The 22,606-nt window shown below is 58.7% G+C and carries 19 protein-coding genes; 5 read left to right on the top strand and 14 right to left on the bottom strand.

The annotated features are described in order from the left end of the window. Positions 1-42: 42 nt before the first annotated feature. Genes VMV64_RS01465 through VMV64_RS01455 form a run of 3 tightly spaced genes read left to right on the top strand, consistent with a single transcriptional unit; the run spans position 43 to position 2,515 of the window. Positions 43-810 carry an electron transfer flavoprotein subunit beta/FixA family protein gene (locus VMV64_RS01465; protein ID WP_325328169.1) on the top strand — a complete coding sequence of 256 codons (768 nt, stop codon included), beginning with the start codon at positions 43-45 and terminating at the stop codon, positions 808-810. Continuing rightward, a complete protein-coding gene (locus VMV64_RS01460; RefSeq protein WP_325328168.1) occupies positions 807-1,742 on the top strand; it encodes an electron transfer flavoprotein subunit alpha/FixB family protein in 936 nt (311 codons plus the stop codon). Before VMV64_RS01465 ends, VMV64_RS01460 begins: the two co-directional genes overlap by 4 nt. Further along, on the top strand, positions 1,739-2,515 hold the full coding sequence (locus VMV64_RS01455) for a ferredoxin--NADP reductase (RefSeq protein WP_325328167.1): 777 nt from the start codon (positions 1,739-1,741) through the stop codon (positions 2,513-2,515). Before VMV64_RS01460 ends, VMV64_RS01455 begins: the two co-directional genes overlap by 4 nt. 92 nt (positions 2,516-2,607) lie before the next feature. Here VMV64_RS01455 and VMV64_RS01450 read toward each other — a convergent pair whose 3' ends face one another. The 6 genes from VMV64_RS01450 to VMV64_RS01425 all read right to left on the bottom strand — a co-directional run bounded on the left by VMV64_RS01450 (position 2,608) and on the right by VMV64_RS01425 (position 9,996). Further along, complete coding sequence (locus VMV64_RS01450) at positions 2,608-3,312, bottom strand: 3'-5' exonuclease (RefSeq protein WP_325328166.1); 705 nt, start codon at positions 3,310-3,312, stop codon at positions 2,608-2,610. Further along, a complete protein-coding gene (locus VMV64_RS01445; protein ID WP_325328165.1) occupies positions 3,309-5,141 on the bottom strand; it encodes a DUF294 nucleotidyltransferase-like domain-containing protein in 1,833 nt (610 codons plus the stop codon). The genes VMV64_RS01450 and VMV64_RS01445 overlap by 4 nt, the downstream gene beginning before the upstream one ends. A 75-nt stretch (positions 5,142-5,216) precedes the next feature. Next, complete coding sequence (locus tag VMV64_RS01440) at positions 5,217-7,268, bottom strand: sodium:solute symporter family protein (RefSeq protein ID WP_325328164.1); 2,052 nt, start codon at positions 7,266-7,268, stop codon at positions 5,217-5,219. Beyond that, on the bottom strand, positions 7,249-7,506 hold the full coding sequence (locus VMV64_RS01435; protein ID WP_325328163.1) for a DUF4212 domain-containing protein: 258 nt from the start codon (positions 7,504-7,506) through the stop codon (positions 7,249-7,251). The genes VMV64_RS01440 and VMV64_RS01435 overlap by 20 nt, the downstream gene beginning before the upstream one ends. A 130-nt stretch (positions 7,507-7,636) precedes the next feature. Then, complete coding sequence (locus VMV64_RS01430; protein WP_325328162.1) at positions 7,637-9,673, bottom strand: cation acetate symporter; 2,037 nt, start codon at positions 9,671-9,673, stop codon at positions 7,637-7,639. A gap of 2 nt (positions 9,674-9,675) precedes the next feature. Continuing rightward, positions 9,676-9,996: a DUF485 domain-containing protein gene (locus VMV64_RS01425; protein ID WP_325328161.1), complete on the bottom strand. Its 321-nt coding sequence runs from the start codon at positions 9,994-9,996 to the stop codon at positions 9,676-9,678. Between the two features lie 119 nt (positions 9,997-10,115). Between VMV64_RS01425 and VMV64_RS01420 the strand changes: the two genes are divergently transcribed. After that, on the top strand, positions 10,116-10,781 hold the full coding sequence (locus VMV64_RS01420; RefSeq protein WP_325328160.1) for a response regulator transcription factor: 666 nt from the start codon (positions 10,116-10,118) through the stop codon (positions 10,779-10,781). Positions 10,782-10,864: 83 nt separating this feature from the next. Continuing rightward, positions 10,865-12,241 carry a sensor histidine kinase gene (locus VMV64_RS01415; RefSeq protein WP_325328159.1) on the top strand — a complete coding sequence of 459 codons (1,377 nt, stop codon included), beginning with the start codon at positions 10,865-10,867 and terminating at the stop codon, positions 12,239-12,241. 7 nt (positions 12,242-12,248) lie between these two features. Here VMV64_RS01415 and VMV64_RS01410 read toward each other — a convergent pair whose 3' ends face one another. From VMV64_RS01410 to galU, 8 genes are all read right to left on the bottom strand, one after another. Next, entirely contained in the window at positions 12,249-14,159 is a 1,911-nt protein-coding gene (locus VMV64_RS01410) for a DUF294 nucleotidyltransferase-like domain-containing protein (RefSeq protein WP_325328158.1), read from the bottom strand. 173 nt (positions 14,160-14,332) lie between these two features. Next, positions 14,333-15,571 (bottom strand): sodium:proton antiporter, encoded by a 1,239-nt coding sequence (locus VMV64_RS01405; RefSeq protein WP_325328157.1) that lies wholly within the window; start codon positions 15,569-15,571, stop codon positions 14,333-14,335. Positions 15,572-15,727: 156 nt separating this feature from the next. Next, on the bottom strand, positions 15,728-15,937 hold the full coding sequence (locus VMV64_RS01400; protein WP_325328156.1) for a hypothetical protein: 210 nt from the start codon (positions 15,935-15,937) through the stop codon (positions 15,728-15,730). Beyond that, the gene (locus VMV64_RS01395; RefSeq protein WP_325328155.1) at positions 15,934-17,142 is read right to left on the bottom strand and encodes a glycosyl transferase; all 1,209 of its coding nucleotides are present in this window, start codon (positions 17,140-17,142) and stop codon (positions 15,934-15,936) included. The genes VMV64_RS01400 and VMV64_RS01395 overlap by 4 nt, the downstream gene beginning before the upstream one ends. Before the next feature lie 148 nt (positions 17,143-17,290). Continuing rightward, positions 17,291-17,992, bottom strand: a complete 702-nt coding sequence (locus VMV64_RS01390; protein WP_325328154.1) for a mechanosensitive ion channel family protein — start codon at positions 17,990-17,992, stop codon at positions 17,291-17,293. Between the two features lie 2 nt (positions 17,993-17,994). After that, on the bottom strand, positions 17,995-19,272 hold the full coding sequence (locus VMV64_RS01385; protein ID WP_325328153.1) for a cell wall biosynthesis glycosyltransferase: 1,278 nt from the start codon (positions 19,270-19,272) through the stop codon (positions 17,995-17,997). Next, a complete protein-coding gene (locus tag VMV64_RS01380; RefSeq protein WP_325328152.1) occupies positions 19,269-21,470 on the bottom strand; it encodes an HAD-IIB family hydrolase in 2,202 nt (733 codons plus the stop codon). Before VMV64_RS01380 ends, VMV64_RS01385 begins: the two co-directional genes overlap by 4 nt. A 243-nt stretch (positions 21,471-21,713) precedes the next feature. Beyond that, on the bottom strand, positions 21,714-22,580 hold the full coding sequence (gene galU, locus VMV64_RS01375; protein WP_325328151.1) for a UTP--glucose-1-phosphate uridylyltransferase GalU: 867 nt from the start codon (positions 22,578-22,580) through the stop codon (positions 21,714-21,716). Between the last annotated feature and the right edge of the window lie 26 nt (positions 22,581-22,606).

The following is a 22,606-nucleotide window of genomic DNA, read 5'->3' as shown; positions in this document are numbered from 1 at the left end:
TTGTGCCGCTAAATAAACTGCGATGCAAACAGGGGTACTTAAATGAAGATATTGGTTGCGGTTAAGCGGGTTATGGATGCGAACGCTCCTGTTCACATTCGGCCTGATGGATTGGAAGTCGAAACACAGGGTGCCCGGATGGGCATCAACCCGTTTGATGAAGTGGCTCTGGAAGAAGCGGTGCGCCTGAAGGAGCGCGGCATCGCCAGCGAAATTGTTGCGGTAGCACTGGGTGATGACGCCACTCAGGACGTCTTGCGTCATGCTCTTGCGCTGGGTGCGGATCGGGCGTTGCTGGTGAATACGCAGACCAGCCTGCAACCACTGGGGGTAGCCAAGCTCCTGCAAGCCGTGGTGATGCGTGAAGGGCCGGAACTGGTGCTGATCGGCAAACAGGCCATCGATGACGATGCCGGACAGGAAGGGCAAATGCTGGCCGCTTTGCTGGGCTGGCCACAGGCCACATTTGTATCATCCTTGCAGATCGAGGGCCAGGAGTTGCAGGCGGTACGGGAAATCGAAGGCGGTACCGAAACGCTGGTCATGCGCTTGCCAGCGGTGGTGACCGCCGATTTGCGCCTCAACGATCCGCGCTTTATCAAGCTGCCAAACCTGATGCAGGCACGCAAGAAACCGATAGAGACGCTGACGGCCGATGAACTGGGTGTCGATTACACGTCCCGCCTGGTGGTGGAGCGGCTCAGCGAACCCCCGGTGCGTGCAGCCGGCCGCCGCGTGGCCAATGTTGCCGAGTTGGTCGAATGCCTACAGGCCGAAGGTCGCCGGCTGGAAATCAGGGAGTTGTTATGAGTGTATTGATTCTTGCTGAACACGATGGATTGGCACTCAAGCCAGCCACCCGGCGCGTGGTAGGCGCCGCCGGTTTTTGGCAGCAGCCCGTCGAGTTGCTGGTTATCGGCCCTGCGGTCGTAGCGAACGAAGCGGCATGCCTTGCCGGTGTGCAGAGGGTGCTGCATGTCGACAGTGACGCGATGCCGGTGGCCGAAGATTTAGCCCCGCTGCTGGTCGACCTGATGCACGAACGCAAGGTCTTGCTGGCAGCCCACAGTAGTCTGGCGCGGGATGTGTTGCCGCGAGTTGCCGCCCTGCTTGATGTCGCGATGATTGGCGATGTGGTTCGCATCACCGGTCCGGCCTCCTATGTGTGTCCCCTTTATGCAGGGCGCCTGCTGGCTAGCATGACCAGCCGGGATGCTATCCAGGTGCTGACCGTACGCGCACCGCTCTTTGCGCCGGTTGGCGAATCGCAAGCGGTCCCGGTATTTGCCCTGCCAGCATTGGCGAGCGGAGGAGCAAGCCGCCGGGTGGCCGTGAACCGTCAGGTCTCCGAACGGCCGCAGCTGGCCAGCGCCCGTATTGTGGTATCGGGCGGCCGGGCGCTGGGAGAAAAATTTGATGCCGTGTTGGCACCGCTGGCCGAAACGCTCGGCGCTGCAGTAGGTGCTACCCGGGCGGCAGTCGATGCCGGCTTTGCGGCCAACGAGTTGCAGGTAGGCCAGACTGGCGTTGTTGTCGCACCGGCGATTTATCTAGCTGTCGGTCTATCCGGCGCGGCCCAGCATCTGGCCGGAATGAGCGACAGCGAGGTAATCGTGGCGATCAACCAGGACCTGGAAGCACCGATTTTCAAAGTGGCCGATTATGGGCTGGTTGGGGATCTTTTCGAGGTCGTGCCGGCAGTTACCCGGGCCATCCAACAATTGCAGGAGAGACAGGCATGAGTGCTTTTGCCACCGAGAAGGTGTTGAGCGTACATCACTGGAACGAATCGCTGTTCAGCTTCAAAACCACACGCGATATGGCACTGCGTTTCGAAAACGGCCAGTTCGTCATGATCGGCCTGCCCGGAGAGGACCGACCGATAACGCGGGCTTTCAGTATTGCCAGTCCCAACTATGAAGAATATCTGGAGTTCTTCAGCATCAAGGTGCCTGGCGGGCCGCTCACCTCTCGCCTGCAACACTTGCAGCCTGGCGATCCGGTCCTGGTAAGTCGCAAGCCGACCGGTACGCTGATCCTCAATGATCTGTTGCCCGGCCGCAACCTTTACCTGCTGGCGACCGGTACCGGGCTCGCCCCCTTCCTCAGCATCATCCAGCACCCGGATGCCTATGAGCGTTTCGAGCATGTCGTGCTGATCCATGGGGTGCGACGGGTGAGTGACCTCGCCTATGCCGATTTCATCACCGGCGAATTGGCGCAGCACGAATATCTGGGCGATTGGGTACGGGAAAAGCTGGTCTATTACCCGACGGTGACGCGGGAGCCGTTCCGCAACCAGGGCCGCCTGACCGAATTGATTGCCAATGGCAAGCTGTTTACTGACACGGGATTGCCGGCCCTAGACCCTCAACAGGATCGAGCGATGCTGTGCGGCGGCCCGGCCATGCTGGAAGACACTACGGCGCTACTCGACAGTCTGGGCTTTGTCGTGTCGCCACGCATCGGCGTCCCGGGACAGTATGTGATTGAGCGGGCATTTGTAGAGAAATAACCTACCTGATGACAGGGGAAAAAGCGGGGTCCGAAGGCCCAGGTTATTGTATTGATAAGATGAGTTGATCAGCGGCTGTATTTTGGTCGGAATCAGCTGATTCGATTCACCCAACGCTGGGCTTTGTCCAGTTCTTGCAGTTCTTTGTAGTTCTCGATCGCCTTTTCCGCCATGCGTTCGCTCAAGGCAAGAAACAACTGTGCAGTGGATAGAGCGTCTGCCAAGGCATTATGGCGGGCATAGTTGCGAATGCCGAAGTAATTTGTCCAGTCGTCCAAAGCGCGGAATTGGCGTGCCAAATCCGGGTAAAGGGCGGGCGCGATATAGGCTAGATCCGCCCAGGGATGTTTGAGATCCATCCCGATTTTACTTTTCAGCGCACGCCTGACCATGGTTTCGTCGAACTCGACATGAAAGGCAATGAGTGGCGACTTGCCGAGATACTCCAGGAACAACAGTAGCGCCTCCACGGGTTGCACCCCCTCTTCCTGGGCCGTGCCACCGATGCCGTGAATGAGGATGTTGTCCCGGTCGCTGGCGTGTCTTTGTTGCAACACGATTTCAAGACTGTCTGCGAAATTGATTTTCCCTGCCTGCACCGCCACGGCACCGATTGCGATCAGGTGATCTTTGACGAGATTCAGGCCGCTGGTCTCTACGTCTACCACCACATAACGGCTTTGTGAAAAAGACTGCCGCAAGTCGGCTGCCGGCAGGGCCTGCCAGGCCGCCAGGCGCTGGGCCTGTTCCGGCGTGAGCTCGGGTTGGGCGGTAAAAAAACGGGATAGCCAGTTCATAGATGGTAATTCAGCGCCAGCCGAGCCTGAAGCTTGCGCGCCTGACGAAACGCTTCTTTCAGGATGCGCCGGTCGAGGTTGTTGAGATGGTCGGGATCCACCCGGTTGCTCATCGGTTGCGCGGCTTCAATCTGCTCGTGATGCAGGCGCAAGCGCAACAGCTGAATGAAGAGGAATGCATCCCCCCAGGCTTCTGCCTCTTTGGGGGATATGTGCAATGGCGCTGCGGCTTGGCGCAGGCGCTGCAGGGTGCCGGTTTGCAGTCCGCCGGTAGCCAGGCTGAAGATGCGGGCAGCATCCACGAACGGCGATATCCCGTTCAGCTTGAGATCCAGAGTATGATCCTCCCCCACTGAAAAATCCCGCACCAGCCCTAGGGGAGGCCGGTTGCGCAGCGCATTTGTCGCCATCTGGTGGAGAAAGCGGGGGTTGCTCTCGACCAGTTTCGCCAGCCATCGGCGCAGTTTTTCGGCCAACTCGGATTGTCCGAAAAGGGGTCGAAAATCGAAAAATATCGTTGCGTTGAGCAAGCCCTGTGGGTCGCCGTGGTCGATCCATCTTGAAAATTTCTCTTTCCACTCGTCCAGGGAGAGGCACAGCTCAGGGGTGGATGCCATGATGTTGCCCGTGCACAATGGAAAGCCGCAGGCGTCAAGCGCCTCGTTGATGCGGCGTGCGATGGGGAGCAGGGTCTGGCGCATCTGGGCTGCGTTTGACCCCTCGGGCACCAGAAAGATGATCCCGTTATCCTGGTCGGTGTTGAGCGTCTGCTCGTATCGCCCCTCCGATCCCAGCGCGATCCAGCAGAAGCACGCGCATAGCGGACCCTCCATGACACCCGCCGCCATGCACTCCAGCTCGATGATACGGGCAGTGAGCAGATCGTTCAGGGTGGAGATGAACTGCGTCATCTGCTCTGCCGCCACGCCCTGAGCCATCATGTTGTGGGCCAGTTGACGGATATCGTGGGCAGACTGTGTTAACGCCTCGAGCGTGTCGGCATGATGAATCGCCGAGCTGATCTGGCGCAAGCCTACCCGCTGCAGCGAAAACAGATCCTTCTCGGAAATGATCCCGACCAGCCGTTCGCTTTCTGTCACCAGTACATGGCGAAAGCCGTGCGTCGCCATTTCCAGTGCCGCTTCATAAGCGTGCGCCTGGGGCGGCAATGTCTTGAGATCGATGCTCATCACCGAGGCAATGGGCAGGTTCAGATCCAGTTGAGCCAGTGCCACGCGGTTCAATACATCGTGCAGGGTGAAGATGCCGACCGGCTTGTTATCCGGATCTGTCGCCACCATTGCGCCGATGCCCAAAGCATGCATGGTTTTCAGTACTTCTCGCACTGGCGTTTCTGGAGAACAGGTCACCGGCTCGCGGCGAATGAGGGCGGACAGCGGGCTGGACATGGATTGCTGTTCGGCACTGAAGTGGGAGTATTGCGCCTGAATGATGTGTTTTGATTGCTCCAGCAGATTGGCGATACGGCGGGTACAGAAGTCGTGGAAGGCGATACTCAGGCGGGTAAGCTGGAGAAAGTTTTCTGCCGAGAGCTCGTAGCAGAAGACGCCTTCCCGTGCACGGTAGGTGCTGGTGACGGGGCGCTTCGATAACAAGGCGCCAAGGGGAAAACATTCGCCTTCATGCAGTTCGAGCCAGGCTGTACCTTCCTGTGCACGCGCCACGGCTTGTTCCCCCTGAACCACACCTTGCTTGATGACATAGAACTTGATGTTCGCCCCTTGCTCGGGAGAGAGTATGACTCCGCCTTTGGCGTAGTAACCCAATTCCAGCCGCTGTGCCATCCACAACACATGTTCACGTTCCATTTGGTCAAACGGGGCGTGGCGACCTAAATGGTCCGCAGTGGCGTAAATCAGTGAATTGGCGGAAGTTGTCATGGATCAGGCGGGCTTCCCGTCGGCATCAGATTTTAGGTGCGGGTAGCGACAATGTTCCACCAAATTCTGAGCCCCTATGTCGGGTGCCGGTGTCAGCAGGCTGACCACGATAAGGGTGAACATGCCGGCGGGCACGCCGAAGGCTCCGGCAGCGATATCCTTGATGCCGAACCAGGGGGCCATGCCATAAAACTTGACGCTGACCAGATAGAACAGACACAGGCCCAAACCCACCGCCATGCCCGCGACCGCGCCCCACTTGTTGGCGCGCTTCCAGAAGATGCCGAGTACCAGTGCGGGGAAAAACGCCGAGGCGGCAATCGAAAAGGCCCAGGCCACCATGGAAAGGATGTGGTCGGGCTTGAGGGAAGCGAAATAAGCGGCGATCAGTGCCACCAGCAAGAGCAGAATTTTGGAAATAATCATGCGCCGCGGGGTCGAGGCATAGGGGTCGATCATCTTGTAGTAGACGTCATGCGACAAGGCGTTGGCGATGGTCAGCAACAGTGCGTCCGCGGTCGAGAGCGCCGCCGCCAAACCGCCCGCCGCCACCAGGCCGGAGACGACGTAGGGCAGGCCTGCAATCTCGGGCGTGGCGAGCAGGATTACGTCCGGGTTGAGGGTGAGTTCGGCCAACTGCAGGATGCCGTCCTGGTTGATGTCGTCGATCTTGACCAGGCCGATCTTGCCCCACGCCGCGACCCAGGCAGGCAGGTCGGCGATACTGCTGCCGATCAGCTTGGTGTAGATTTCGAACTTAACCAGGATCGCGAGCGCGGGTGCGGAGAAATACAGTATGAAAATGAAGAACAGCGACCAGAACACCGACTGACGCGCTTCCTTCACGCTAGGCGTGGTGTAATAGCGCATCAGGATATGCGGCAGCGCGGCGGTGCCGATCATCAGGCAGGCGGCCAAAGCCATGAAGTTGAGCCGGGCGGTGTCCCGCTCTTTTTCGTTCTCGCCGGGGAACGGCTCGGCATGGGGGCGGGGGGCTTTGGCGCTGGCACGCAGCTGTTCTGCTTCTCGTCCCCATGTTTCCCTGGCTTCAATCTCGTTCCGGGGTAAATTCTGGAGAGCCTGTTCGGCACCCCGGATGGCGCTAGCGTCAGGTACGACCGCTGCTTTAGTGTGGGCCAAGCCGCGCTCTGCATTGTGCCTTTCGGCGGTTAGGGAACCTGGCAGCCCCTTGATTCTGGTATCGGTTTCATCCGCCTTGTGCCTGAAGAGCTCACGCGCCTTGAGCTGCTGAGGGTCGTTGAAGATGTCCTTTTCGCGTTCGGTCACCTTTTGCAGCACCTGGCCCGACATCAGCTGGGGTATGGGAACGTCGGTGATGCGTTGCGACAGCATCACCACCGGCACCAGGTAAGCGATGATCAGGATGACGTACTGCGCCACCTGCGTCCAGGTAATCGCTTTCATGCCGCCCAGCATAGAGCATACCAGGATGCCGGCGATGCCGACCAGGATGCCGGTGGTGAAGTCGATGGCAAGAAAGCGGCTGCTGATCAGGCCTACGCCGTAAATTTGCGCGACCACGTAGGTGAAGGAGGCGAGGATTGCCGCGAAGACGCCGACGGTGCGCGCCACGTTGCCGCCGTAACGGGCGCCGAGAAAGTCGGGGATGGTGAACTGGCCGAACTTGCGCAGATAGGGGGCAATGAACAGCGCCACCAGGACGAATCCGCCGGTCCAGCCCATGATGAAGGCCAGGCCGTCGTAACCGGACAGATACAAGGTCCCCGCCATGCCGATAAAGGAGGCGGCGCTCAACCAGTCGGCGCCGGTGGCCATGCCGTTGAACACGGCGGGCACGCGCCGCCCGGCAACGTAATACTCGGAGATGTCGGCGGTGCGGCTCATTACGCCGATGCCGGCATAGAGCCCGAAAGTGGCCGCCATGAAGATATAGCCGATCCAGGCGTTGGGCATCCCCATCTGCTCGGCGATCGCCAGCAGGATGACGAAGCCGATGAAGCCGCCGGTATAAAAACCGTAGTAGCGGGACAGGCTCAGGAAAAATATCTTGTGTTTATTCTTCTGCGACGCCATATTTTTTATCGAGTTTGTTCATGTAGCGGGCATAGAACCAGACCACCGCAACGTAGATAATCAGCGATCCCTGGGCCGCCATGTAAAAGCCGAGCGGAAAACCAAGGAAGGAAAGGGTGTTAAGGTCGCGGACAAACCAGATGACCGGGAAGGTGGTCAGAAACCAGATCAGCAGCAAGGCCGCCGTCATGCGCAGATTCTTGTTCCAGTATTCCTGGTGTGTTTTGGATAGAGGCATGATGATCGTAACGAAAGCGCTGAAACCCGGCGTTGATCATAGCGCCGCCAGTTTGAATTCGCAAAGAAAAACCGCAATAAAAAACCCCGGCCGCAAGGCCGGGGCTGGTAAGGAACGGCAGGGGTAGCGCTTAGTGTGCGCTGGCGGCTTCTGCGTGGATGCCGGTGTTCTGGCGCACGTAGAGCTCGTCCCACATGTCTTCGGCACGTTGGTCGCGGTACAGCAGCGAACCGATGATTACGGCCAGGAAGCCGAGCGGGATGGAGATCAGGCCGGGGTTCTTGAGCAGGAAGAAAGGCTTCTCCAGGCCTACCATGCTGGTGGTCTGGCCCTCGAACTTCTTCAGGTCGCCTTCGGCCTTGTCGTGGGCTTTCTTCACCTTGTCGAAGTCGGCCTGGACTTTCTTCTTGTCGGCCTCGTCAGTTGCGGCATCCAGCTTGGCCTGGAGCGTCACCAGTTTTTCCCTGGTGCCGGGCTTGGCAGGCTTGGCGGCCTCGGCGGCTTTCGCAGGTTCCGCCTTCTTGCAGGTCGCGAACAACTCGCAGCTAAAGCCTTCGCCAGACTTGGCTTCCACCGCAGGTTTGGCCTCAGAGGCGGGATCGCCCTCAATGACTTTGTTCGCGGCCTTGATGACGGCTTGCGGGTAGGTCATGTTGGGGGAGATCATCACCAGCCCGATGGCGGTGATTGCACCGACCAGCATGCCGGCGATGATGCCGCCGGTGTTGCACTTCTTCCAGTACAGCGTGAGCAGCACGGCCGGCAAGTTGCTCGAGGCAGCCACGGCGAAAGCCAGTGCAACTAGGTGAGCTACGTTCTGACCCTTGGCCATGATGCCGACGGTAATCGCCATGATGCCAACGATCACCGAGGCGACGCGGGCCGCTACCACTTGTTCCTGTGGCGTGGCATGATCGCCACGGATGACACCGACGTAGATGTCGTGCGCCATGGCGGAAGCCGCTGCCAGCACCAGGCCGGCCACCACCGCGACGATGGTGGCAAAGGCTACGGCCGCGACGAAGGCGAGGAAGAAGTTGCCGAGCATGGAGTCTGCGCCGCCACCCAGGTATTGCGCCAGGAGCGGGCCAGCCATGTTGCCGCCGGGGTCGATCGAGGCGATCTTGTCCGGACCGACCAGCATCGCGGCGCCGGTGCCGAGGAACAGGGTCAGCACGTAGAAGCCGCCGATGATCGCCATTGCCCAGATTACGGAAAGGCGTGCGGCTTTGGCTGTCGGCACGGTGAAGAAACGCATCAGGATGTGCGGCATTCCGGCGGTGCCGAGCACCAGTGCCATGCCCAGGGAGATCTGGTCGATCGGGCTCTTCAGGAACAGGCCGGGTTCGAGGAAGCGCTGGCCGAGTTCAGCCGCCGTCATGGTGGTGGCCTTGTCGCCCAGCAGCTTGGCGACCTGCGCCTGCACCTTGGTGTCGCCCACGACCGCTTGCAGGTAATCCGGCAGGCTGAAACCGTAGGGCAACCACACGAACATCACCAGCAGGATCGAGGCGGTCACGAGCAGGCCGGCCTTGATGATCTGCACCCAGGTGGTGGCTTTCATGCCGCCGAACACGACATAGACCAGCATCAGGATGCCCACGCCGATTATGGAGGTTTCGTAGTCGATGCCGATCAGGGTCTTGATCAGCACGCCGCCACCGACCATTTGAGCGGTCAGGTAGAAGGTGGACACGGTGATGGTGGACAGTGCCGCCACGGTTTTGACCTTCTTCGGCTCATTGCGGAAGGCCAGAATGTCGCCCATGGTGTACTTGCCGATGTTGCGGCAGGGTTCAGCGATCACCAGCAGTACGGTGATGTAAGCGACCAGCCAGCCCACCGAGTACATGAAGCCATCGTAGCCATACAGCGAGATCAAACCGGCGATGCCGAGGAAGGATGCGGCGGACAGATAGTCGCCGGCAATCGCCCAGCCGTTCTGGATGCCGCTCACCGAACGTCCGGCGGCGTAGAACTCGGAGGTGGTGTGGGTGTGCTTTGCCGCCCAGTAGGTGATGCCCATGGTGATGGCGATGATCACACCGAACACCGCGAAGGTCATCCACTTGAACTCGTCGGCAACTGCGCCGGTAGCCGCCAGGGCGGAGCCGCTGGCGAGTAGCGCTGCGGCGAACAAGGCGAACTTGTTAAAGGTTTTTGTCATGTTCAGGCTCCCATCTTGTGCGCGTCGTTGATGATTTCCTGCGCCATGGCGTCGAATTCGGCATTGGCCTTTTTCGAGTAGATGAAGGCGATGACCCAGGCTACAATGAATTCCGATAGCGCAAACAGGATGCCGACGTTGACTACGCCCCATACCTTGATCTTGAACAGTTCCTGGAAATAGGCTGCCCCGATCGGCAACAGGAAGTAATACACCGTCGATATAAACATCAGTCCCCAGAGAAAGGTGGTCTTCTTGCGGTGCAAGGCTTGGAACCGGGGGTCCGCATCGATCGCGGCCCAGTTCATGCTAGGTTTTGACATTTCAACGCCTCCAACTAAAATTGATTGTCCGTAGGTGCCTGTAGCCCACCCCATGCAGGCCATCATTTCATGGTATACCTGCATGCTTACACAAAACTTACAGCCGGATAAAAAGTGATATGCGCATCCTGATTGCTGAAGATGACGAAGTTCTGCGTGACGGGTTGTGCCGTTCCATGCGCCAGTCCGGCTATGCGGTGGACTGCGCCGGCAACGGCAAAGAGGCTGTCCAGATGCTGCTGGGTGAATTGTACGATCTGGTTATCCTCGACCTGGGGCTGCCCAAGCTCGACGGCCTGAGCGTGCTGAAGCAATTGCGCGTGCACAACCAGCATGTGCCGGTGATCATCCTGACCGCCCGCGACGGGGTTGAAGACCGCGTCAAGGGGCTGGACCTGGGCGCTGACGATTACCTCACCAAGCCGTTCAACCTGCCCGAGCTTGAAGCCAGGGTGCGCGCATTGTTACGGCGCGGGCAGTGCGGTGCCAGCCCGATGATGGTGTATGGGGCGCTCGCCTTCGACAGCGTCGGGCGACGTGTGACGATCAATGTCGAACCTGTCGAACTTTCCCTGCGCGAACTGGGCGTGCTGGAAATTCTGCTGTCACGGGTGGGCAAGGTGGTGAGCAAGGAGCTGTTGCTGGAACATCTTTACAGTCACAACGAGGAAGCCAGCAGCAATGCCATTGAAGTCTACGTCCACCGCCTGCGCAAAAAGATCGAAGAAGCCGGCATTACCATCCGCACCATACGCGGGCTGGGTTATCTGCTGGATAAAATTTAATTAAGTGATCGGCTTGCAGTGGTCAACTGGCCACTGAGACTGATTGCCGATGGCTGACTGCCGAGAGCTGAAAGCGACTTCCCATGGACAATGACATCCTTTCGCTGCGCAACCATCTGATGAACTGGCTGTTCACTCCCCTGTTCGTATTGTGGATTTTCAGTACGGCAGCGGGCTATATGGCGACCCTGAATTACGCCAATCAGCCTTACGATCTCGCCTTGAAAGAGCGGGCACTATCCTTGGCGGGGCAGATGAATCTGGGTGGGCAGACGCATCCTGACGGCGCACCCGCGGCCGAAACCGGAGACCGCACCTTTTACACCATCACCACGGCGGAGGGGCGCGTCATCGCCGGCAATGCGGCGCTGCCTCATCGCCCAGTGTTCCAGGCCAACAGGAATGAGCCGGTGTTCAGCGATGGTGAATTCAAAGGGCAGAAAATTCGCATGGTCAGTTTGCGCTACCAGACCAATCCGGCGGATACGAATAGTTATGCGCTGTTGCAGATGGCTGAAACCATCGACAAGCGTCAGGCATTGACACGGGGTATTCTGGGCAACATCGTGATTCCCCAATTGCTGCTCATCATCATGGCGGGTGGTGCGGTGTGGTATGCCCTGAAGCGTGGCCTCCAGCCACTGGAACACTTGCGCCAGGAAGTGGCGCAGCGTTCGCGTGACGACCTGAGCCTGCTGGACGAAAAAAAAGCGCCGGTGGAAGTTCAGCCGCTGATCGAGGCGGTCAACGATCTGCTGCAGCGATTGAAGCAGGTCATGGAGTCGCAGAAGCGCTTCATCGCCGATGCCGCGCACCAGCTTCGCACCCCCTTTGCCGGACTGAAAACGCAGGCGGAACTTGCCTTGCGCGAAGCTGATCCTGCGCTGGTACGCCATGCGCTGCATCAAATTCTCGCCAGTGCCGAGCGTTGCAGCCACCTGGTGAACCAGTTGCTGTCACTGGCGCGCAACGAGCCGGGCGGTCACACCTACAGCTCTTTCGCGATGTTGAACCTGAACCGGGTGGCGAAGGAAACCACCATGTTGTGGGTGCCGGAGGCGCTCAAGAAAAATATCGATCTGGGCTTTGAAGGTTCAAGGCAGGTGTTGCCGGTGCGTGGGGACGCCATCGGCTTGCAGGAAATGATCGGCAATCTGCTCGACAACGCCATCCGCTATACCCCGCCCGGTGGGACGGTGACGCTGCGTGCCGGCTACGAAGAGGGCGGTGCTGTGCTGCGGGTCGAGGATAACGGGCCGGGCATTTCCGAGGAACATCGCGGGCAGGTATTCGAACGCTTCTACCGCATCCTCGGTAGCGGCCAGGTTGGCAGCGGTTTGGGGCTGGCGATCGTGCGTGAAGTGGTCAATCTGCACGAAGCGCGGATCAGCCTCGGGGCGGGGACGGATGGCAAGGGCACTTTGGTGACGGTGAATTTTCCGCACCACAGCGCAGTTTGACAGCTGGCTAAAACTGGAAGTATTTCTCCAGTGTCGCCTGCAGCTTGCGCGCCTGGCGGAAAGCTTCTTTCAGGATGCGGCGATCGAGGTCGTTGAGGCTGTCGGGGTCGATCTTGTTGGATAGCGCCGCGCCACGTTCGTCCTGTTCGTGCTGTATCCGCAGGCGCAGCAGCTGGATGAACAGGAAGGCGTCGATCCAGGCTTCCAGCGTGGCAGGTTCGATTTGCCATTGCGCGCCGGATGCGCGCAGCCGTCGAATGGTGCTGGTTTCGCTGGTTCCGGCATACAGGCCGAATATCCGCGCTGCATCGACGAATGGGGTGATGCCGTTGAGCTTGAGGTCTAGGGTATGTTCCTCGCCCACCACAAAATCGCGTACCAGCCCGAGAGGGGGTTGATTGGCCAGTGCGTTGACTGCCATGTGCTTGAGAAACAGCCGATTTTCCTTGATTGTTGAATGCAGCCAGATGCGTAGTTCCTCGGCCAGTGCGTGTTTGCCGAACAGCGGTCTGAAATCGAAGAAAATCATTGCGTTGAGCAGGACTGGCGCATCGCCGCGCTGTATCCACCCTGCGAACCTGTCCTTCCATTCGCCCAGCGAAAGACACCACTGCGGGTTGCTCGCCATGATGTTGCCCTTGCACAGGGGGAACCCGCAGGCATCGAGTGCCTCGTTGATGCGTCGGGCTATGGGCAGGAGCTGGGCGCGCACCTGCTCGGCAGTCATCCCTTCAGGTTCCTGGAAAATGATCCCGTTATCCTGATCGGTATTGAGTGTCTGCTCGTATCGCCCCTCCGATCCCAGCGCGATCCAGCAGAATCCCGTATGGCACAGCGCACTGTCCGATATTCCTGCGGCCATGCACTCCAGCTCGATAATTCGCACCGTCAGCAAATCGTTCAAGGTGGAGATGAACTGCGTCAGCTGCTCCGCTGCTACCCCTTGCGCCATCATGTTATGGGCAAGCTGGCGGATGTCGCCGGCAGCATGCTGCAATGCCGCGATATCTTTTGCCCCGCGGATGGCAGCGCTGATCTGGCGCAGGCCGACCCGCTGCAGCGTAAACAAATCCTTCTCCGAAATGATGCCGACCAGCTTCCCGTCCTGCGTCACCAGCACATGGCGGAAACCATGCTTCGCCATTTCCAGCGCCGCCTCGTAGGCGAATGCCTGGGGCGGCAGAGTGGTGAGGCTGGCACTCATCACGGAAGAGATCGGCTGGTCCAGGTCGAGTTGCGCCAGAGCTACCCGGTTCAGCACATCGTGCAGGGTGAAGATGCCGATCGGCTTCTGCGCATCATCGACCGCCACCATCGAACCGATGCCCAGGGTATGCATCGTTTCCAGCACCGACCGCACCGGCGCTTCGGGTGAGCACGTCACCGGATCACGACGGATGATCGCCGACAGGGGGCTGGACAGCGATTGCTGCTCCGAACTCGACTGCGCATACTGCGCCTGGATGATCTGCTTGGACTGCTCGAGCAGGGAAGCGATGCGACGTGTGCAGAAATCCTGAAAGGGCGGCGACAAGCGGATCAACTCATGGAAATCCGCCGCAGCGAGCTCGTAGCAGAACACATCCTGCTTGGCGCGATAGGTGCTGGTGACGGCACGTTTGGAGAGCAGGGCGCCGAGGGGGAAGCACTCGCCCTCGTGCAGTTCCAGCCAGGCGGCATCTTCCTGGGCGCGGACCACATCCTGCTCGCCCTGGACCACGCCCTGCTTGATCACCAGGAAGCGGGACGCCACCCCCTGCTCGGGCGAAGCGACCACCTCGCCCTTGGCGTAGTAGCCCAGGGAAAGCCGCTGCGCCAGCCACGCCAGATGCTCGCGCTCCATCCGGTCGAACGGTGCGAAGCGACGAAGGTGATCCATGGTTGCATGGATCAGGGAGTTGGGAGGTGCGCTGGACATAGTCGGAATCTTTATTGAACTTTAAAACCGCTTCAACCCGGATAGAGTCAAAACACCGCTGTGGGAGCGGCGCCCTCACCGCGATTTGCGGCCGCATTAGCGCCGGGGAGCGCCGCTCCTGCCATGCACGAGCATTCCAATGGACAATTTGGCTTTAATTGCTTTTCCCCGGTTTATTCCTCTACCAGAAGGTCTAGCTTTCTTGCCAGCCACTTGGTGGTTGTGGCCTGGATCAGGATAGTCATCAAAATGGCGATGAAGGTGACTGAGGCGATGAGCTGCGCACCCGGCGCTTTCATGCCCAGCAGCAGGCCGGCAAGCGCACCCGGAATCACCCCGGTTTCGCGCGTCCAGCACATGAACAGCATTTCCTTGAAGCTCCACTTGGCGCGCCGGTCTGGCAGGGCGCACAGGAACACTGTTACCGGCCGCGCCACCAGCATGAAAATTGTCACCACTGCAACGCCGCCGAGCAGGTACTGGTTCATCAGGGCGAAATCGACCTGTGTGCCGAGCAGAATGAAAATAAACATGCGCATGATCAGAGCAGTGGTCATGACGAAATCTTCGAGGATGGTATCGTCCTGGTGGGCGCGCTTGAAACCGAGGGATTCCTGGTTACCGAGCATGATGCCGAACACGAATACCGCCATGAAGCCGCTGGACTGCAGGCCGTCGGCCGCCATGTAGGCGCCGATCACGGCCATCAGGGTGACTACCGGCGCATATTCGGCCAGGAAGCCGAATTTCTCGTGCGAAATCATGAGGGCGGCCAAGTAGCCCAGCACGCCGCCGATCACGATGCCGAGCACCGATTGTTTGACCAGATCCGCAAGTGCATCGCCGGCGGAGAATTCGCCTGCTCCCATCGCCACGCCGAGCACGGTGAAAGTGACGATTGCACCCATCGCGTCGTTGAATGCGGATTCAGTCATTACCGTCTGCGCGACGCGATCCTTGATCTTGATTTGCTTGAACACCGGCACCAGCGTGGCCGGATCGGTGGATGCGAGCGTGGCGCCCAGCAGCAGGGCCACGATGACCGGGACGCCGAAGATGTAATAGGCCGCTGCGCCGGTAATGGCGGCAGTGATCAGCACCCCGATGGTGGCGATGACGACAAGGGTAATCCAGACTTCTTTCAGCACCTTGAGACGAATCGAGGCGCCGCCGTCGAACAGGATGTAGCTGGAGCCGAAAATCAGAATCAACTGGTTGATTGACGAATCCGTCTTGATATTCACCAGCCCGAAAATTTCAGGGCCGATCAACATGCCGATCAGCAGGAACACGACAACGTCGGGCACCCGCGCCAGTCGCGCCAGCAAGCCGGAGAACGTGCCAACCGCGAGAATGATGCCGAACACTAGAAGGGTGTGCTTGGCCAGCTCCAAGGATGCAGAAGATTCCATGTCTTTGTTTTTACGTTAATTTATAAGAAAATGGCGGTAATTATCTGTTTATTCTGGCACGGAATGGGGAAAAGTGCATAACGATGTGTGGTTACACTCCATATTCAGAAAATCAATGTCGAGTGGCGTCCCGCATTCCCATTGACGCGTTTCCAATCAGCCGAGCTTGTTGTCGGCGATGTGGTAGTGCGGGTCTTCCTGCACGTTCAGCTCGATTATGTCCTTGGCCTTGTCTAGCACTTCCAGGCTATCCGGGCTGAGGTGACGCAAGTGCTGGCGCTTGCCGGCTTGCTGGTAGCGGGTTGCCAGCGATATCAATCGCTTTGCCGTCTTCTGCTCCGTATCAAAGCCCCGAGGGGCCATCACTTGTTATCCTCATCCACGGCCATTTTCAGCATCTCAAAAATACCCGGGATGGCTGAGGTCACCCGGTTCCAGTTCGGGATGAGCGGTGTGGCCATCGGATTTTCCATAAACGCCTGGGTTGCCATGGCAATGGCTCTGGTAAATGCTTCCACCGCCATTGCCTCCTCGTGCCGGTCAAACTTGAGCCCGTTGATTGCCGCATCCGCTTCGTATTTCATGATCGTGTCTTCGGCTTGCCGCAGGTAGGATACGAGCAAGGACTTGAACATGCCGTCCGAAAACACGACTCCCTCCGACACCAGGGTCCTGAAGATGGATTTGCAAATATCCACCGTCATCTTCATCAAACCCTTACCCGCATCATCGGCAGAAAGCGCTTGATGTTTATGGTCGTAGTTCGCGGCAATATCCACCTGGCAAACCCGACGTGGCGAATAGTTCCGGTGCACCTCGGCCAGGGAGCCAACCTCCAGCCCCCAGTCCCACGGGATTCTGTTCACCCGGGCCAGGTCCGTAGTCATGCAGAACTCCCCAGCGAGGGGATAGCGGAAGCTGTCGAGAAAAGTGAGAAACTTATGCGGCCCGATGAGCTGCTGGATAGACTGAATCAGGGGGGTGACCAATAGCCGGGTGACCCGCCCGTTCAGTTTGTTAGATACACGGCTGTAGTAGCCTTTGCAAAACGCGTAGTCCAGGTTGGGATTGACTACGGGGTAGCACAGTCTTGCCAGCAGCTCGCGGCTGTATGTGATGATATCGCAGTCATGCAGGGCAATGACGTCGGACCGGCCCCGCGCAAGCACATACCCGTAGGCAAGCCATGCCGAGCGCCCCTTGCCGCGCTCGCCCACATTAAATCCGTTGCGGGCGAACGTTTCATATATTTCGCTTATCCTTTTGCCGTCATTGTGGATGATCTTGACTTCCGTTGATATCGGCGACATGAACTCCCGCACCCGCTGAAAATCTTTCTCTGAGCCCTTGTCGAGGACCAGCACGATTTCATTCAGATACTTTACCTTTGCGAGTTCCTGGACTATCCCGGGCATGGCCGGCCCTTCGAACTCCGAATAAAGCGCCGGCAGCACCAGGGCCACCGGCCTGGCTTTCGAAAAGCCGTACAACTCGGTTTCCAGCCGCTCCAGCGAAGGTTTGCCGAGTTGATGAAGGGTCGTGATGATTCCCGTCTGGTGAAAATCGGACATGGTTTTTCCTTCAGTTACCGTGAAAATGCGGCATCGGCGCTCTGCGTCTCCCTCTCCCGCGAAGCGGGAGAGGGTCAGGGGTAAAGGGAACCGGGCGGGGTGCTTGCAACAATTTCATATTCAGGGGTGGCGCAAGCGCCATGACCGGTTAGACGTGTTCGATGTCATCCTTGGTTTCTGCCGCATCCTTTTCCGGATTCTCCCGTTCGATAATCCGTCTCGCCGCATCGATACCGCCCACACCAAAGGATATGGAGAGCGCCACCACAATTCCACCAAAAATGATTGAAAAGGCAGCGTGTACGATGCTGGGCGCAATCTGGAGCTGTTCCATGGACATGGCCAGAATCAGAACCATCAACAAGGTGCGTATGGCCTTGGCAAGAAGTTTAGAGTAGTGATAGCCACTGTTTACCGCAGCAATCAATACCCCCTGGCTGATGAATCCGGCAAGCACATAGCCGATAATCAGAATCATCGCAGCGGAAAAAACACGGGGCACATAGCCGAAGAACTGCTCGACCAGACTGTCGATCGTTGGGATATTGAGGGCACTCAGGCCGATCATCAGCGTGACGATGATCAGCAACCAGAAAATGATATCACCGAGAGTGGCGGATGGCTTGGCCCACAGGTCACCCTTGCGCATCAGCGTCGTAAAGCCCATCCGGTCAGACCAGCTGTCGAAGTTGATGGCCGTCAGGGATTTTATGAGTATGATCCTGACGATCTGGGCCAGAACGATGCCCAGCACCATGATCACAAGCATGGCCAAAAGATTGGGCAAAAAGATCTTGAACTTAAGAAATACCTCTTGCAAGGGTTCGAGTATCAGGTTTAGAAAATCCATCATTATCTATCTCCTTTAGATTGTTTCCAACTGGTTACCAGGTAGTCCTTGTTGTTTTCAAACTCCATGCAAAGCTTTTCAATCTCGGCCTCCGCTTCAGGCCCCTCCATGTGTTCCGCCGCCAGGATGAACGCTGCGGTTTTTCCTAGATAAAGCGGGGTCAGGGACTTTATCAGGTGCTCAGCCGGCAGTTTTTTCTGGTGAAAAGCGATGGCGTAATCATAGATGACCCGTGTCCACAACCCGATGGGGAAGCAGAACTCGCTATCGGCCAAGGCGCCCAGCCGTTCCACTTCCATGAAATCCCCGGCACCAAGGATGTCGAGCCAAATCTCGCGCAGGTTTTTAAGGCCTTCCCGGAACAGGTTCAACATCCTGGCGGTATTGACGTTGACCTGTTCGAGCCCGACGGTGTATTCGAAGCCGAAAGTCGTTACCGGCTCGGACCCGCGTATGAGTGCCCATGTATTCGTGTAGCTCTCCATCAGGTCGAAGGTGGCACTCACTACCTGATAGAGCATGCTGCTCAGGTCGGCGCCGGGGTCCTTGGCATCGTGAATCTTGGCGCCGAGAAAAGATTGGGCGACTTTGAAGCCATTCGCAATCGCCGTCGTGGTCATCCAGATGTCGATGCCGAAACGGGCCACATCCGATTCCCACACGTCCTTGGTCAGGTAGAACTGCGCCAGTCGGCCGGAAAAGCCGAAATCCCCGCCGATGGGCTGCCGCACGCGCTTGCCATAGAGCGTGCGGGTGAGGGGGTAGACGATACTGTTGGTAATCGTCCCGTCGAACTTGTGCCGGTGGTAGAGCGGGGCCACATAGTCAAAGCCGCCGTCCAGTACCGGCTTCACCAGCAGTTCGATCCACTCGGGTGTGATGCTCCTGAGATCCGAATCGACCACCACGCAGGCCTTTGCATTCAGCATCTGGGCAATCTCGAAAATGCTTCGAAAGGCGCTCCCCTTGCCGGGGATGCCCGAGTAGGGGAACGCGATCTTGGAGATGGGCTTCACGCGGTGATGAAGGAGGATGGCGCTGAAGTCCTCGATCGATGCGTTCTGCACTACCTCTATGGTGCCATCGCTGGAGCCGCCGTCGGAATTCACGATCACTGCTCGGTGAGAGGGGAAGTATTTGGCAAGGCCCGCCTGTGCCGCACGAACGACATGACCGATGGTTCTTGCGTTATTGAAGCTCGGGATGCCGACGACGATGTCGGCAGACTTGATCTTCCCGATCTGGTCATGCACTTCCGCTCTGAAGGTAATGTCATTCATTGTCTGGCTAGTTCCTCTGCTTCTTCGTCACTGTTCACCGTTGCGTAGTTCGGCATCGGCTTCTTTTCTAGCAGGATGATCTGCAGGTCCATGACGTTCGTTCCCGTCGGCCCGGTCATGAAATGGCTGCGCCCCCCGGACAAGGCGTCGAGTTGCCGAAAGAATCCATAGGCGTTGTTGTCGTCAAGGAAGGCGGCAGGCCCCATTCCAAGCCGGCGCGCCCGCTCGGCCGTGTCGCCGTCAACCAGTGCGCCGGCAGCATCCGTCGGTCCGTCGTTGCCGTCCGTGCCGGCGGAAAGCAGGGTCACCCCGGATTGCCCCGCGATCTCCAGGGCAAAAGCCAGGGCCAGCTCCTGGTTCCTGCCGCCTTTTCCCGTTCCTCTCACGGTGACCGTGGTTTCGCCGCCAAACAGCAAACAGCTTCGTTCGCCCTCTGCCAAGCCGGCTTGCGCCCTGCGTGCGGTAAGCGCCAGGAAGCGTGCGGCGTCGCGCGCTTCACCCTGGAGTTCGGCGGTGACGATCTTCGCGCCTAACCCGAGTTGCCGGGACTTTGCCTGCGCCGCTGCAAGGGCTCGACCTATCCCGCCGACAATCACGTTGCGGGTTCCGAGCAGGCAGGGGTCGCCGGCTTTTACCGTTTCCGGTTCCTGCCCGGCGATGCCCCGTTGCAAATAACTCATGACGCGTTCGGCGATTTTTCCCTTTAGCCCGTATTTCTCGATCACCGCCCAGGCATCGTCAAAGCTTGATTCGTCCGGCGCGGTTGGCCCGGAAGCGATGACGTCGAGCCGGTCGCCGATCACGTCGGAAAGTATCATCGTTACCATCTGCGCCGGATAGGCGGCCTGCGCGAGCCTGCCGCCCTTGACGGCGGAAAGATGCTTGCGCACGGCATTCAGTTCGCCGATGGTCGCGCCCGCTTTCAGCAGCAAGGCGGTGACTTGCTGCTTGTCTTGCAGCGTCACCTTCGCGACGGGTGCGACCAGCAGCGCTGACGCTCCGCCCGAGAGCAGGCAAATGACCAGCGTCTTCTCGTCAGCGGTTCGCACCATTTCGAATATGCGTTGCGCGCCCTCCACCCCGGCCTCATTGGGCACCGGGTGAGAAGCCTCGACCTGCCCAACCCTGTCCAGGCTTGCCGCGTGGCCTTCTTTGACAATAATCAGCCCGGCGGAAATCCTTTCGCCGAGCAACACTTCCATGGCCAACGCCATGCGCGCAGTGCCCTTTCCAGCTCCGACCACAACGATGCGGCTAAAATCATCAAGCGGGTAGGCGGCTCCGGCAACGGTCAGGCGGTCGTTCTCAAGTTTTGCGGCGTTGAGCACTGCCTGGAAGGGATCGACTGCGGCAAGAGCAGCACTAAAAATATGGGTGAGCATGGATGCCGGTGTTTCTTCTTCGCCATCTCCTGCGAGCAATTGCAGCACCGCTTCGTTCCAGCCCTGCGGGCCGGGGCTTTGCGTCTTCATCAGGCCGGCTATGGCGATGCGGGAATCAAAACTTCCGTCCTCGTGCCGGATCAGCACCGGGCGGTCCACCGCCTGGAGCAAGGGCAGGTCGTTCAGGCTGTCGCCCAGACCGATGCTGAAGATTTCCCCATATTCGCGCTCGTAGAGCGCCTTCAGGGTTTTTACGGCAAGGCCTTTGTCGTGCTTGCCCATGATGTGAAAAACTCGCCCCTGGGTCCAGTGCAGGCCGGCGTCTTCTATAGCCTGCAGAAAGCGCGCGTCAGGCGCGCCATCGAAGACGAAAGGCTCGTCGAAATCACGCTGCTTGGACAGGACTGCGTCATCGCAAGAGAGGCCCGTCAACTCGGCGACTTCCTCTGCCGTCATGTCGGCAAAGCCGCGTACGCTTGCCCCAAGACGTTCCCGGAGCGCCACGAAGTGGCGCCTGATCTCTGCATAGGGCGTGCCGAGCGTGATGCGCTGATAGCCGTCCACAGAGTCAACCAGTGCGGAGAAGTAGCCCTGCGGAATGAAGATTCCGCCACCATTTTCAGTAATGAAAGGGTGGAAGTTGTGCATGCGCTGGCGACAGGCCACTATTTCAGCGCGCGTTTTGCTGGAACAGAGAACCAGCGGAACGCCGTGCGCCTGTATCAGGCTTAAGGCCGGTAGCGCATCATTGAAGGAATACCTCACCGCATCGAGCAAGGTTCCGTCCAGATCGCTAAACAGGATCGTTTTCCGCATCTGTCCCTTTCTGTGGTTGCCGTGATTTCGTGTACCAAGCGGCGTGGCCTGTGACTTACTTTTTCTGATCCAGGTATGACCTGTTGACTGCCGAACCGATCGGCGGATGCTGCGGCCTTATTAGGATATCAAAGAGAGATGGCCCCGTAAAATGGACAGACGTACCCTGCCTCGGGGCGGTTGAAAAACTTAAAATTGTCTGGCGGAAAGTTAAGCGTTTGGTCCCTTAACCATGGAACCGCATCATTTCAGCGTTGCCAGATAGGCGGCAAACTCCTCGCGTAAATCCTCATGTTTCAGCCCAAATGCCACCTGTGCCTTGAGGTAACCCAGCTTTGAACCACAATCGTAGCGGGTGCCGTTGAAACGATAGGCCAACAATTTCTCCTCCTGCAGCAGCGCGGCGATGCCGTCCGTCAACTGGATTTCGCCGCCGGCGCCCGCCTGCGCTCGTGCCAAATGGTAGAAGATGCGCGGTGTCAGGATATAGCGGCCGACCACCGCCAAGGTGGAAGGTGCGGCTTCCGGGCTGGGTTTTTCAACGAGGCCATTTACCTGCTCCACGCCCGGTTCCAGGTTGGTTGCGCTGACGATGCCGTACTGGCCCGTTTGTTCACGGGGCACGTCCTGTACCCCCAGCACGGAACACTGGTAACGCTCGTACACATCCACCATTTGCTTGATGACCGGCGGCTCGCCATCAATCAGATCATCCGCAAGAATCACTGCGAACGGTTCATCCTGTACTACCGGCTGCGCGCACAGCACGGCATGGCCCAACCCGAGTGCCTCGGGCTGGCGGATGTAGATGCAGTTCACATGCTTCGGGATGACTTCCTGCACCGCGCGCAGAAGTTCCTGCTTGCCGCGTGCGGCGAGTTCAGCCTCTACCTCGTAAGCGGTGTCGAAGTGATCTTCAATCGCGCGTTTGTTGCGCCCGGTGATGAACACCATGTCGGTGATGCCAGCCGCCACCGCTTCTTCCACCGCATACTGGATCAGCGGCTTGTCTACTACCGGCATCATCTCTTTTGGGCTGGCCTTGGTGGCAGGCAGGAAACGGCTGCCCAGGCCGGCCACTGGGAATACTGCCTTGGTAATTTTTTTCATAACTTATGCAGCCACTCTGATGGCTT

The sequence above is a fragment of the Sulfuricella sp. genome (assembly GCF_035531155.1).
GTDB lineage: Bacteria > Pseudomonadota > Gammaproteobacteria > Burkholderiales > Sulfuricellaceae > Sulfuricella.
Note: the sequence above shows the minus strand (reverse complement) of the source record. Positions and strands in the feature narration are given on the sequence as shown.